The 13,337-nt window shown below is 62.4% G+C and carries 9 protein-coding genes; 3 read left to right on the top strand and 6 right to left on the bottom strand.

Features of this window, described 5'->3' with window-relative positions; translation table 11 throughout:
* Positions 1 to 86: 86 nt before the first annotated feature.
* From BV82_RS07495 to hrpA, 4 genes are all read right to left on the bottom strand, one after another.
* Positions 87 to 317, bottom strand: coding sequence for an anti-sigma factor family protein (locus BV82_RS07495; RefSeq protein WP_010223073.1), 231 nt, complete (start codon positions 315 to 317; stop codon positions 87 to 89).
* The gene (locus BV82_RS07490) at positions 311 to 922 is read right to left on the bottom strand and encodes an RNA polymerase sigma factor (RefSeq protein WP_010223074.1); all 612 of its coding nucleotides are present in this window, start codon (positions 920 to 922) and stop codon (positions 311 to 313) included. Before BV82_RS07490 ends, BV82_RS07495 begins: the two co-directional genes overlap by 7 nt.
* Before the next feature lie 111 nt (positions 923 to 1,033).
* Positions 1,034 to 2,155, bottom strand: coding sequence for a beta-ketoacyl-ACP synthase III (locus BV82_RS07485; protein ID WP_036994218.1), 1,122 nt, complete (start codon positions 2,153 to 2,155; stop codon positions 1,034 to 1,036).
* Between the two features lie 206 nt (positions 2,156 to 2,361).
* Positions 2,362 to 6,267 (bottom strand): ATP-dependent RNA helicase HrpA, encoded by a 3,906-nt coding sequence (gene hrpA, locus BV82_RS07480; RefSeq protein ID WP_036994216.1) that lies wholly within the window; start codon positions 6,265 to 6,267, stop codon positions 2,362 to 2,364.
* A gap of 187 nt (positions 6,268 to 6,454) precedes the next feature.
* Here hrpA and BV82_RS07475 point away from each other — a divergent pair, with 187 nt between their 5' ends.
* The 3 genes from BV82_RS07475 to BV82_RS07465 all read left to right on the top strand — a co-directional run bounded on the left by BV82_RS07475 (position 6,455) and on the right by BV82_RS07465 (position 9,418).
* Positions 6,455 to 6,619 carry a hypothetical protein gene (locus tag BV82_RS07475; RefSeq protein ID WP_162835453.1) on the top strand — a complete coding sequence of 55 codons (165 nt, stop codon included), beginning with the start codon at positions 6,455 to 6,457 and terminating at the stop codon, positions 6,617 to 6,619.
* Between the two features lie 96 nt (positions 6,620 to 6,715).
* The gene (locus BV82_RS07470; protein ID WP_010223077.1) at positions 6,716 to 8,080 is read left to right on the top strand and encodes a glutamine synthetase family protein; all 1,365 of its coding nucleotides are present in this window, start codon (positions 6,716 to 6,718) and stop codon (positions 8,078 to 8,080) included.
* Between the two features lie 30 nt (positions 8,081 to 8,110).
* The gene (locus tag BV82_RS07465) at positions 8,111 to 9,418 is read left to right on the top strand and encodes an NAD(P)/FAD-dependent oxidoreductase (protein WP_010223078.1); all 1,308 of its coding nucleotides are present in this window, start codon (positions 8,111 to 8,113) and stop codon (positions 9,416 to 9,418) included.
* 97 nt (positions 9,419 to 9,515) lie between these two features.
* Here the strand turns inward: BV82_RS07465 and fadD1 are convergent, their stop codons facing one another.
* Positions 9,516 to 11,213 (bottom strand): long-chain-fatty-acid--CoA ligase FadD1, encoded by a 1,698-nt coding sequence (fadD1, locus tag BV82_RS07460; protein WP_010223079.1) that lies wholly within the window; start codon positions 11,211 to 11,213, stop codon positions 9,516 to 9,518.
* Between the two features lie 306 nt (positions 11,214 to 11,519).
* Complete coding sequence (gene fadD2 / locus BV82_RS07455) at positions 11,520 to 13,208, bottom strand: long-chain-fatty-acid--CoA ligase FadD2 (protein WP_010223080.1); 1,689 nt, start codon at positions 13,206 to 13,208, stop codon at positions 11,520 to 11,522.
* Between the last annotated feature and the right edge of the window lie 129 nt (positions 13,209 to 13,337).

The raw sequence follows: 13,337 nt of genomic DNA, 5'->3' as shown, positions 1-13,337 counted from the left end.
AGATAAATGTTTTGTGACAAGGGAACTTTTTTACTTCGAAATGAAATAAGCCGGAAAGCTCCGTTGCAGAGCCTTCCAAGCGTGATTCAGGAGTTTTTCAGCTCCCGGGCCAGACGCTCGGCCAGGGCATCGCTGTCGACCACCGGCGCCTCCGGCAAGGCCCGTACCGTCGCCTGGGCCACGCGCATCTGCTTGAGAAAGCGCCGGCAGTGGCGACAGAACAACAGGTGCTGACGCACCATCAGGCGCTCGCCCAGGGTCAGTTGTTCATCCAGGTAGTCGCTTGAGCGGGCGACGAGTTGCTTGCAGCTCAGCATTGGCCGGTTTCCTCGAAATGTTCCAGGGTCGCAAAGACCTTGAGGCGCGCCCGGTGCAGCAGCACGCGGACATTGGAGAGGGAAATCTCGAGAAGATTACAGATCTGCTCAAGCTCCAGGCCCTGCCGCTCGCGCAACACCAGCACACTGCGTTGCAGTTCCGACAGGCTCAGCAAAGTATGTTCAAGGCATTCGCGCAACTGCTCACGGCTGAGCATGGCCTCTGGCGTGTCTTCGTGCCAGGCCGAGGGCCCGTGCAGCCAGTGCCCGTCGGTGGCGAAGCGCTCGTCGCCGACCGTGCCATGAGGGCCAGGCAGGTCATCGAGCAGCACTTCGCGGCGATTCTGCTTGTAGCGGGTCTTGGCCGCGTTGGCGGTAATGGTGAGCAGCCAGGTCTTGAGGCTCGAACGCTGCTCGAAGCCCTTGAGGTTACGCACCACCGCCAGCCAGGCATCCTGTACCGCCTCATCGGCGTGCCGGCTGCCGACAATCGCGTAGGCGACTGCGCGCATGGCGCCCTGATAGGTGTCGACCAGTTCCTTGAACGCTTGTTGCTCACCCTTGAGCAACCTCTCCAGCAAGCGGGCTTGTTGTTCGCCAGTCATCGCCATCCATCCATCGTTCTGCGGGTAGAGTCCGATTAGGCGGATTTGTTACAGCCAACGCCATCAGCGAAGTGCACCAGCACGGTGGGACACTTCGCCCTTAACTGAAGCTCAGCGCTTGCGCAGGATCACGCTACCAATCGAATAACCGGCGCCGAACGAGCTGAGCACGCCCAGCGCGCCCTGTGGCAGGTCATCCTGATGCTTGTGCAAGGCGATCACCGAGCCTGCCGAACTGGTGTTGGCATAGCTGTCGAGGATCACCGGTGCCTCTTCTTCCAGGGCATCACGGCCGAGCAGTTTCTTGACGATCAAGTGGTTCATGCTCAGGTTGGCCTGGTGCAGCCAGAAGCGCTTGACGTCGCTGACGTTGAGGTTGTTATCGGTCAGGTGCTGGCCGATCAGCTCGGCAACCATCGGGCAGACCTCGCGGAACACCTTGCGGCCTTCCTGGACGAACAGCTTGTCGGGGGCGCCGATGCCCTCTTCGCCCGCGCGGTTGAGGAAGCCAAAGTTGTTGCGGATGTTGTTCGAGAACTGGGTCAGCAGCTTGGTGCTGACAATGTCGAACTGATGCTTGGAGGTCGCCAGGTCGGCGCGTTCGACCAAGACGGCGGTGGCCGCATCACCAAAGATGAAATGGCTGTCGCGGTCACGGAAGTTCAGGTGGCCGGTACAGATTTCCGGGCTGATCACCAGTACCGCGCGGGCCTGGCTCAGTTGCACGCTGTTGCAGGCGGTCTGGATGCCGAAGGTGGCCGACGAGCAGGCCACGTTCATGTCGAAACCAAAGCCGTTGATGCCCAGGGCCTGTTGCACTTCGATGGCAATGGCCGGGTACGGGCGCTGCAGGTTGGAACAGGCAACGATGACCGCATCGACGTCCGCAGCCGTGCGGCCTGCGCGTTGCAGGGCCTGTTCGGCGGCGGCCACGGCCATCTGGCAGAGGATCGACGGTTCGTCGTTGGAGCGCTCCGGCAGGCGCGGCTTCATGCGCTGCGGATCGAGGATGCCGTCCTTGTCCATGACGAAGCGGCTTTTGATCCCCGAGGCTTTTTCAATGAAGGCGGCGCTGGACTCAGCCAGGGCCTGGACCTCACCGCGCTCGATGGCGGCGGCGTTGTCGCGGTTGAACTGCTGCACGTAGGCGTTGAAGGACTCCACCAGCTCTTCGTTGGAGATGCTGTTGGCCGGGGTGTACAGGCCGGTGCCGCTGATGACGACGTTATGCACGGTCGTTCCTCTGTTCGGGGCCATTGCCAGCCCGGCAACGGCCTGTTCGGTCGGTTTGAGTTGGCACCAAAGTACCAACTTTGACTGGTAATGACCCTGACGTGCAGGGCCCCTGCGCAGTGCTGCATTCGAGAGCCGCGCACGCCCGGCAGGTAATTCCGGGGTACGCGGCGAATATCAGCCAAGTGTGCCACAACTGCAGGGGTTTAGGCTTCCACCTGACTCCACTGCTTGCTCAGTCGTTTGTCGGAAACCGGCACCTTGGTACCCAACTGCTGGGCGAACAACGACACCCGGTATTCCTCCAGCCACCAGCGGTACAGCTGCAGCTGCTCGTCGCGCTTGCCTTCCTGGGCGTGCTTGTCGAGGCGGGTCTGGTACTGGCTCCAGAGGTTGCCCAGCTCACCACTCCAGACCCGGTCCTTCTGCACCTGCGCACCGAGTTTCTCCAGGCGCAATTCGATGGCCCTGAGGTAGCGTGGCAGTTCCTTGAGCCACAGCCCCGGGGTTTCACGGACAAAGCCCGGGTAGACCAGGTTAGCCAATTGCTGCTTGATGTCGTTGAGGGCCACGGCCTGAGCCAGGTCGATCTTGCCCTTGAAGCGCTTTTGCAGGCCGTGCCAGAGCTTGAGGATCTCCAGGGTCAGGCGCGCCAGGCGTTCGGCGTGCTCAGCCCAGCTTCCGCGCTTGCGCTCGGCCAGCGAGGCCAGGCCTGCGCCATCGCGCGGCAGGGTGCTTTCGCCGTCAAGGATGCAGCTGTCGAGGCTGGCCAGGAGGATATCTTCGACCAGCGCCTCGACCCGGCCCAGTTCACGGTACAACAAGCCAAGCTCGGTCAGCCCCGGCAGCTTGCTGCGCAGGAACTTGGCCGGCTCCGCCAATTGCTGCAGCAACAAGCGCTGCAAGGCACGGCGGTGCTGGAATTCGGCTTCGGCCTGGGTCGAGAAACGCCCCTCCTTGACCGTGCCGTTGTCTTCCACCAGCGCCGGATACACCGTCATCGACAGCCCGGCAAACTTCTGTTGCGCGGTCTCGGCCACCTGGGTAAAGGCCTTGGCCTGCACCGGCTGCTGGCTTTGCGCAGTCTGCGGCACCGCCAATGCCGCCTGACTGGCAGCGGCGAAGCGTGCAGTCAGTTCAGCCAGGTCGCGGCCTTCACCAAGGAACTTGCCCTGGCCATCGACCACTTCCAGGTTCATCTTCAGGTGGCTGTCGACCTGCGAAGCGGCTTCGGCCCAGGCTTCATCGCTGACCCGTGCACCGGTCATGCGCAGCAGCTCGCGACCCAGCGCCTGGGGCAACGAGCCTTCGCCAAAGCTCATGCGCTGCAACGCGGCCTTGACGAAGTCCGGCACCGGCACGAAGTTCTTGCGCAGCGCCTTGGGCAGGTTGCGCACCAGGCCAATGCACTTGGCTTCCAGCAGGCCCGGCACCAGCCACTCCAGGCGCTCGCCCGGCAGGCTCGGCAACAGGGGCGCCGGCACCCGCACGGTGACGCCGTCTCGCGGATGGTTCGGCTCGAAGTGGTAGCTCAGGGCCAGGCTCAGGTCGCCCAGGCGCAAGGTGTCCGGGTACTGCGCGGCGGTGACTTCACTGGCCTCGCGGGCCAGCACGTCTTCCTCGCGCATGATCAACAACTGCGGGTCTTTCTGGCTGTTGACCCGGTACCAGCTGTCGAACGTTGCGGTCTGGTGGATCTCGGCCGGCAGGCGCGCTTCATAGAAGCCGTACAAGGTTTCTTCATCGGCGAGGATATCGCGCCGACGGGCCTTGGCCTCCAGCTCGTCGAGCTGCTCGAGCAAGCGCCGGTTGGCGCTCAGGCATTTGGCTTTGGACTGGATCTCGCCACCGACCAGCGCCTCGCGGATAAACAGCTCGCGGGACATCACCGGGTCGACCGGGCCGTAATGCACTGGCCGACGGCCGACCACGATCAGGCCATAGAGGGTGACCTGCTCGAAGGCCACCACCTGGCCGCGCTTCTTCTCCCAGTGCGGTTCGAAGTGGTTTTTCTTGATCAGGTGCCCGGCCAGCGGCTCGATCCAGTCCGAATCGATCTTGGCCACCATGCGCGCATAGAGCTTGGTGGTTTCCACCAGCTCGGCGGTCATCAGCCACTGCGGGCGCTTCTTGCCCAAACCGGATGACGGGTGCACCCAGAAGCGCCGCTGGCGGGCACCGAGGTAGTCACCGTCTTCGGTCTTCTGGCCGATCTGGCTGAGCAGGCCGGACAGAATCGCCTTGTGCAGGCGCGGGTAGTCAGCAGGCTCCTTATTGATGCTCAACTGCAGATCACGACAGATCAGGCTCAACTGCCGGTGAGCATCGCGCCATTCGCGCAGGCGCAGGTAGTTGAGGAAGTTTTTCCGACACCAATTGCGCAGCGGGCTGGCGGTCAGGGCCTGGCGCTGCTCCTCGAAGCCGCGCCACAGGTTGACCAGCGCGGCGAAGTCGGAGTCGGCATCTTTCCATTGCGCATGGGCCTGGTCCGCCGCTTGCTGGCGCTCCGGTGGACGCTCGCGCGGGTCTTGCACCGACAGCGCGCTGGCGACGATCAACAGCTCGTTGAGACTACCTTGCTTGGCGCCTTCGAGCAGCATGCGGCCCAGCCGCGGGTCCACTGGCAGGCGCGCCAGTTGCCGGCCCAGGGGCGTCAGCTGGTTCTCGCGGTTGACCGCCGAGAGCTCCTGCAACAGGTTGAAGCCGTCGCTGATGGCCTTGCCATCCGGTGGTTCGATGAACGGGAACGCGTCGATCTCGCCCAGGCGCAGGTGCAGCATCTGCAGGATGACCGCAGCGAGGTTGGTGCGCAGGATTTCCGGGTCGGTAAAGGCCGGCCGCGCGTTGAAGTCTTCTTCGCTGTACAGGCGCACGCAGATGCCCGGTTCGACCCGGCCGCAGCGGCCCTTGCGCTGGTTGGCACTGGCCTGGGACACGGCTTCGATCGGCAGGCGCTGGACCTTGGCCCGGTAGCTGTAGCGGCTGATCCGCGCGGTGCCGCTGTCGATCACATAGCGAATGCCCGGCACTGTCAGCGAGGTTTCGGCGACGTTGGTGGCCAGCACCACACGCCGCCCCGGATGGGACTGGAAAATCTTCTGCTGCTCGGCCGGTGACAGGCGCGCGTACAACGGCAGGATCTCGGTGTGGCGCAACTGGGCCTTGCGCAGCATCTCGGCGGCGTCGCGAATTTCGCGCTCGCCCGGCAGGAACACCAGCACATCGCCCGGGCCTTTGCCCAGGCTGCGCTCGTGGGCGGCAATCTCGTCGAGGGTGGCAAGGATCGCCTGGTCAACGGTGAGGTCGTCCTCGACGCGGTTGCCCTCCTCGTCCTGCTCACTGGTCAATGGCCGGTACCAGGTTTCCACCGGGTAGGTGCGACCCGACACTTCGATGATCGGCGCATCGTTGAAGTGCTTGGAGAAGCGCTCAAGGTCAATGGTCGCCGAGGTGATGATGACCTTGAGATCGGGACGGCGTGGCAGCAGGGTCTTCAGGTAACCGAGCAGAAAGTCGATGTTCAGGCTGCGCTCGTGGGCTTCGTCGACAATGATGGTGTCGTAGCGCTCAAGAAAACGGTCGTGCTGGGTTTCGGCCAGGAGGATGCCGTCGGTCATCAGCTTGACCAGGGTGTTGGCATCGCTCTGGTCTTCAAAGCGCACCTGGTAGCCAACCAGCGCCCCCAGTGGCGTGCCCAGCTCTTCGGCGACCCGGGTAGCGACACTGCGCGCAGCAATCCGCCGTGGCTGGGTATGGGCGATCAGGCCATGCTGGCCGCGGCCAAGCTCCAGGCAGATCTTCGGCAACTGGGTGGTTTTGCCCGAGCCGGTTTCACCGGCGATGATCAGCACCTGGTGCTCGGCCAGGACCTTTTTGATCTCGTCACGCTTGGCCGCAATCGGCAGGCTGTCGTCGTAACGGATGCTCGGCACGCTGGCCTTGCGCGCAGAGACCTGGGCGCAGGAGGCCTGAACCTTGTCGACCCATTGCGCAAGCTTGGCCTCGTCCGGGCGCTTGCGCAGCTCGTGCAGCTGCCGGCGCAGGCGGTGACGCTCGGCAATCATGGCGTGGTCGAGGTTTTTCAGCAGTTGATCAATCGCGTGGTCAGTCATGGGGGCTTTTTAGTCGTGCAGGTGAGCCTGCTTTTGCATGATCGGCTTTTTCAAGGGCTGCGATTGTCGCAGATTTGCCGACGCTCGGCACGGTTGCAGGCGGCCCGGGCATTGTTTAGTCAAGACTTACCTGAAGTTGCACAAAGGCTTATTTAATGAACCTTCCCCGGCATGGGAGTATCCAGGCATGACTTCGTCTCCCGGTTTGCCCCATCCGCTGCTGCGTCCTTCGTTCCCGAAGGTGCGGGCACGCTCTGGGGAAAATCCGCTGGTGCACATCATTCTCGCCTTCTGGGCCTTGTGGCACTGCCGCCATGCCCGCCCACCGGACGCCCGCCTCGCTCTGCACTGAACCGTGCGGCCAGCTTCTGGCCGACCTTCCTTGTCGAAGACTGCCGCCTGACCGGCTAGGCAGTCCTGTGCGCCTGACGGCGCGAGCGAGCGCACCATGCAATTTGCCCCCATCGAGCAGGCCCGAACGTTTCTGGCCGCCAACCCCGATATCGAAATGATCGAGCTGTTCATCCTCGACGCCAACGGCGTGCCGCGCGGCAAGCTGCTGCACCGCGAAGAGCTGCTGGCGGTGTACGAAAGCGGTCGGCCATTGCCCAGCACCATCCTCGGCCTGACCCTGAACGGCGACGACGTGGAAAACTCCGGGCTGGTCTGGGATGTCGGCGACATTGATTGTCGCGCCTATCCCCTGGAAAACAGCCTGGTGCGTCTGCCGTGGCGGCAGATTCCCACAGCGGCGCTGCAGGTCAGCATGCACCCCAGCGAAGGCCTGCCGGCGAGCATTGCCGACCCGCGCCATCTGCTGATCAAGGTCATCGATGCGCTCAAGGCCGACGGTTACTACCCGGTGATGGCCTGCGAGCTGGAGTTCTACCTGCTTGACCAGAAGCGCGACAGCCAGGGCCGGCCGCAACCGGCGCTGGACAGCGACGGCGGCCGCCCGCGTGGCACCCAGGTCTACGGCCTGCGCGAACTGGAACAGATCGAGCCGTTTCTCGCCGACCTCTATGCTGCCTGCAAAGCCCAGGGCATTCCGGCGCGCACGGCGATTTCCGAGTACGCCCCGGGCCAGGTGGAAATCACCCTGGAGCATGGCGACGCGCTGCTGGCCATGGACCAGGCAGTGCGCTACAAGCGCCTGGTCAAGGGCGTGGCACACAAGCACGGGATGCAGGCCTGCTTCATGGCCAAGCCGTTCGATCACCTGGCCGGCACCGGCATGCACATGCACGTGAGCCTGGCCGATGCCCTGGGCAACAACCTCTATGCCAGTGAAGACAAGGCCGGCACGCCGCTGCTGCGCCAGTCGGTGGCCGGCATGCTCAAGCTGCTGCTCGATTCGCTGCTGCTGTTTTGCCCCAACGCCAACTCCTATCGACGCTTCCAGGCCAACAGCTATGCGCCGCTGGCGCCGACCTGGGGGGTGGATAACCGCACCGTCAGCCTGCGCGTGCCAGGCGGCCCGGCCAACAGCCGGCATATCGAGCACCGCATCTGCGGCGCCGATGCCAACCCTTACCTGGCCGCGGCGGCGATCCTTGCCAGCCTGCATCACGGCATCCGCCAACAACTCGACCCGGGCGCACCGGTCGAGGGCAATGGCTATGCCCAGGCCACCGAACTGCTGCCCACCGACTGGCTGACGTCGCTGACTGCGCTGGAGCGTTCGAGCTGGGCACGGGAGGCCTTCGGCGCCGAGTTCCTCGGCGTGTACCTTGCGGTCAAGCGCGCCGAGTACCGCCAGTTCATGGCCGAAGTCGGCGAGCAGGACTGGCGCTGGTACCTGACCCAGGCCTGACTCTCTCTTTTTGCGCCAAGGATTTTTGTCATGAATGCAGCCGTAAATCCCGGCCCTGCCCAGCGCAGTGCCTCCTACTACACCGCAAGCCTCAATGACGCCACGCAGTACCCGACGCTCAAGGGCACGGTGAAGGTCGATGTGGCAATCATCGGCGGTGGCTTTACCGGTGTCGCCAGCGCCGTGGAGCTGGCCGAACGCGGCCTGAAGGTCGCCATTATCGAAACCAATCGCATCGGCTGGGGCGCCAGCGGGCGCAACGGCGGCCAGGTCACCGGCAGCCTCTCGGGCGATGAAGCGATGCGCAAGCAGATGCGCGACAAGCTCGGTGATGACGTCGATGACTTCATATGGCACCTGCGCTGGCGCGGCCACCAGATCATCGAGCAAAGGGTGGAACGCTACGGCATCGACTGCGACCTCAAGCGCGGCCACCTGCACGCGGCGATGAAAGCTTCGCACATGGGCGAACTGCGCGCCTTTGCCGCCGAGGCCGAGCGCCACGGCATGGGCGATCAGGTCGAGCTGCTCGACCAGCATGCCATGCGCGAACACCTGCAAAGCCCGCTGTACCTGGGTGCCTTGAAGAACCGCCGCAACCTGCACCTGCACCCGCTCAACCTGTGCCTGGGCGAGGCCCGCGCCGCGCACAGCCTGGGCGCGTTGATCTTCGAGAACTCCGAGGTACTGGACATCATTCACGGCGACCAGCCGGCGGTGGTAACGGCCCACGGCCGGGTCGAAGCCAAGCAGGTTTTGTTGGCCGGCGACGTCTATCACAAACTGGAACAGCGCCAGCTCAAGGGCAAGATCTTCCCGGCCATGGGCGGCATCGTCACCACCGCGCCACTGGGTGAGCTGGCCGCGCAGATCAACCCGCAGGACCTTGCGGTGTACGACTGCCGCTTCGTCCTCGACTACTACCGGCTGACCGCCGATGGCCGCCTGCTGTTTGGCGGTGGCGCCAACTATTCCGGGCGCGACTCACGGGATATCGCCGGTGAACTGCGCCCGTGCATCGAGCGCACGTTTCCGGCGCTCAAGGGCGTGCCGATCGAGTTCCAGTGGAGTTGTGCGATGGGGATTGTGGTCAACCGCATTCCGCAGCTGGGCAAGCTGTCGGATAACGTCTGGTACTGCCAGGGTTATTCCGGGCACGGTATCGCCACCAGCCATATCATGGGCGAGATCATGGCCGAAGCACTGACCGGGACACTGGAGAAATTCGATACCTTTGCCGGCTGCAAACACATCAAGGTGCCAATGGGCGATGTGTTGGGCAATCCGTTGCTGGCGGCGGGGATGTGGTACTACCAGATGCTCGAAAAATTGCGCTGAAACCATCGCTGGCAAGCCAGCTCCCACAAGGGCCAATTACACCGTACCTGTGGGAGCTGGCTTGCCAGCGATCGAGCGCGAAGCGCTCGCCTGAAACTCAGGCGATCTTCTTAAGGCCCAGCTTCTTCAGCTCTTCATCACGCAGTTCACGGCGCAGGATCTTGCCAACGTTGGTAGTCGGCAACGCATCACGGAACTCGACAAAGCGTGGCACTTTGTAGCCGGTGACATTGGCGCGCATATGCTCCATCACCTGCTCCTTGGTCACGGTCATGCCCGGCTTGACCACGATAAAGATCTTGATCACTTCACCGGACTTCTCGTCCGGCACGCCGATGGCCGCACACTGCAGCACGCCTGGCAAGGCCGCCAGCACATCTTCGAGCTCGTTCGGATAGACGTTGAAACCGGAGACCAGGATCATGTCTTTCTTGCGGTCGACGATACGCATGTAGCCGTCCGGCTGGATCAGGGCGATGTCACCGGTCTTCAGCCAGCCTTCGCTGTCGAGGATCTCGTTGGTGGCATCTTCACGCTGCCAGTAGCCCTTCATCACCTGCGGCCCCTTCACGCACAACTCGCCGACTTCGCCCAGTGCCAGTTCCACACCGGCGTCGTCGATGATCTTGCACAGGGTCGAGGGCATCGGAATACCGATGGTGCCGATCTGGTTCTGCTCGGCCGGGTTGACCGCTGCCACCGGGCTGGTTTCGGTCATGCCGTAACCTTCGCAGATGGCGCATCCGGTCACTGCCTTCCAGCGCTCGGCGACACTCATCTGCAGCGCCATACCGCCCGACAGGGTGATCTTCAGGCCGGAGAAATCCAGCTTGCGGAAATTCTCGTTGTTGCACAGGGCGACGAACAAGGTGTTCAAACCAACAAAGCCGCTGAACTTCCACTTCGACAGTTCCTTGACCATCGCCGGTAAGTCACGCGGGTTGCTGATCAGGATGTTGTGGCTGCCGATCAGCATCATCGCCATGCAGTGAAAGGTGAACGCGTAGATGTGGTACAGCGGCAGCGGTGTGATCAGGATCTCGCAACCTTCGTTGAGGTTCGAGCCCATCAGCGCCCGGCATTGCAGCATGTTGGCCACCAGGTTGCGGTGGGTCAGCATCGCGCCCTTGGCCACCCCGGTAGTGCCGCCGGTGTATTGCAACACGGCCACATCATTACTGCCCGGATTGGCTTCCTGAACAGTCTTGCCGCGGCCTTTGCTCAAGACATCGTTGAACTTCACCGCTTTGGGCAGGTGATAGGCCGGGACCATTTTCTTCACGTACTTGATCACGCTGTTGATCAACAGGCGTTTAACCGGTGGCAACAGGTCGGCCACTTCGGTGACAATAACGTGCTTGACCTGGGTCTTGGGCACCACCTTCTCGGCCAGGTGCGCCATGTTCGCCAGGCAGACCAGCGCCTTGGCGCCGGAATCGTTGAACTGGTGTTCCAATTCCCGCGCGGTATACAACGGGTTGGTGTTGACCACGATCAGGCCCGCCCGCAGGGCACCGAACACGGCAACGGGGTATTGCAGGACGTTGGGCAGCTGCACGGCAATACGATCACCCGGCTGCAGGTCGGTATGCTGTTGCAAGTAGGCGGCAAAGGCCCCCGACAACTCATACAACTCGCCGTAGGTAAGGGTTTTGCCCAGGTTGCTAAAGGCCGGTTTATCGGCAAAGCGTTGGCAAGACTGCTTCAATACCGCCTGAATATTCGGATACTCATCAGGATTGATTTGCGAGGCAATCCCGGCTGGGTACTTATCCTTCCAAAAATTTTCGATCATGGAAGCCCACTCCTCCAGCAGCAGCGAATTCTTCACCGCAGTCGATGCGATTATTATTGATATAAGATTACGGTTTATTGCAAACCTGATAATCCGAAGCGGGCCGAGAGTAGCAGCTTTGCCAAGGGCCGCCTAGAGCTAAAGTAGCCCAAACAGTCACGGAAATGACTCTTGATTATCACGTAGTCATTTTTAGAGTAAAAATTCTAAAGCGCACTGTGGGAGCGGGCTTGCCCCGCGATAGCGCCCTGTCTGGCACAGCACATCGCGGGGCAAGCCCGCTCCCACAGTGACTCAGCGCCGCCGTCAGGCTATATCCCGAAGCTCCCTGCGCAGAATCTTGCCCACCGCCGTCATCGGCAACGACTCCCTCAACACAATGTGCTTGGGCACCTTGTAGCCCGTGAAATTGGCCTTGCAATAAGCCTTCAGCTCTTCAAGGGTCACCCCGCCCTCGCGCGGTACCACGAACAGCTTCACCGCCTCGCCCGAACGCTCGTCAGGAACGCCGATCACCGCGCAACTGGCCACCTGCGGATGACCCATCACCACCTCTTCGATCTCGTTCGGATACACGTTGAAACCCGAGACAATGATCATGTCCTTCTTGCGGTCAACGATGCGGGTAAAGCCATCCGGGTCGATCACTGCAATGTCGCCGGTCTTGAACCAGCCTTCGCTGTCCAGCGCCTCGGCGGTCGCCTCAGGGTGCTGCCAGTAGCCTTTCATGACTTGCGGGCCCTTGATGCACAACTCGCCGCGCTCGCCAAAGGGTTGCTCGACGCCCTCGTCGTCAATGACCTTGAACGCCGTGCCCGGCACCGGAATGCCCACGGTCCCCAGGCGCGCCAGCTGGCCATAAGGGTTGGTACTGGCGACCGGCGAGGTCTCGGTCAGGCCGTAGCCTTCGACAATGCGGCAACCGGTGATGCTCTCCCAACGCTCGGCGGTGGCGCTGACCAGTGCGGTACCACCGGAGTTGGTGACTTTCAGCGCCGAGAAGTCGAGGTTCTTGAACTCGGGGTGGTTCATCAGTGCCACGAACAGGGTGTTGAGCCCCAGCAGCGCAGAAAACTTCCACTTCTTCAGTTCCTTGATAAAGCCAGGAATGTCCCGCGGATTGGTAATCAGCACGTTGTGGTTACCGGTCACCATCATGCACATGCAGTTCGCGGTGAAGGCATAGATATGGTAGAGCGGCAGCGGTGCAATCATCACCTCCTGCCCTTCCTTAATCAGGCGCTGGCCATCGGGCCCATGCTGGGAGAAACACGCCAGCACCTGGAGCATGTTGGCCACCAGATTGCCGTGGCTCAGCATCGCGCCCTTGGCCAGGCCCGTGGTGCCACCGGTGTACTGCAGCACGGCGATGTCGTCCAGGCTCTGCGCTACCGGCTTGAGCGACTGGCCCTGGCCCTGGGCCAGGGCGCTCTTGAACGGCACTGCCTGGGGCAGACGGTAGTCAGGGACCATCTTCTTGACCTTGCTGACGATGGTATTGACCAACCAGCCCTTGGCCGTCGGCAGCATGTCGCCCATCTTCGCTTCGATGAGAAACTCGATGCCGGTGTCGGGCAGCACTTCCTGCACCAGCTTGCCGAACATATTCAGGTACACCAGGGCCCGCGCGCCGGAATCCTTGAACTGGTGGCGCATTTCGCGGGCGGTATACAGCGGGTTGGTATTGACCACGATCAGCCCGGCGCGCAAGGCGCCGAACACGGCGATGGGGTACTGCAGCACGTTGGGCATCTGTACCGCGATGCGGTCGCCCGGCACCAGGTCGGTGTGCTGCTGCAGGTAAGCGGCAAAGGCCGCAGAATAGCGTTCGAGCTCAGCGTAGCTCAGGGTTACCCCGAGGTTGCTGAACGCCGGACGGTCAGCGAACTTCTTGCAGGAGCGTTCGAAGACTTCGACCACGGACTTGTAAGCATTTACGTCAATTTGCGAAGGAACGCCTGCCGGGCGCTTGTCATTCCAGAAATCAGCTTGCATTTATTCTTGTCCTCATACCTGAGCCGTTCCGGCCCCCTTGCCTGCTTGGCGAAGAAGGTGCTCTGCCGACGTTAGCAGGTATGTCGCAGGTGGCAAATACGCCAAGCGCTGTCATTAACATTGTGAATC

The sequence above is a fragment of the Pseudomonas donghuensis genome, assembly GCF_000696345.2.
GTDB classification, from domain to species: Bacteria; Pseudomonadota; Gammaproteobacteria; order Pseudomonadales; family Pseudomonadaceae; genus Aquipseudomonas; species Aquipseudomonas donghuensis.
The sequence above is the reverse complement of the archived record's forward strand: the minus strand, read 5'-3'. Positions and strand labels throughout refer to the sequence as shown.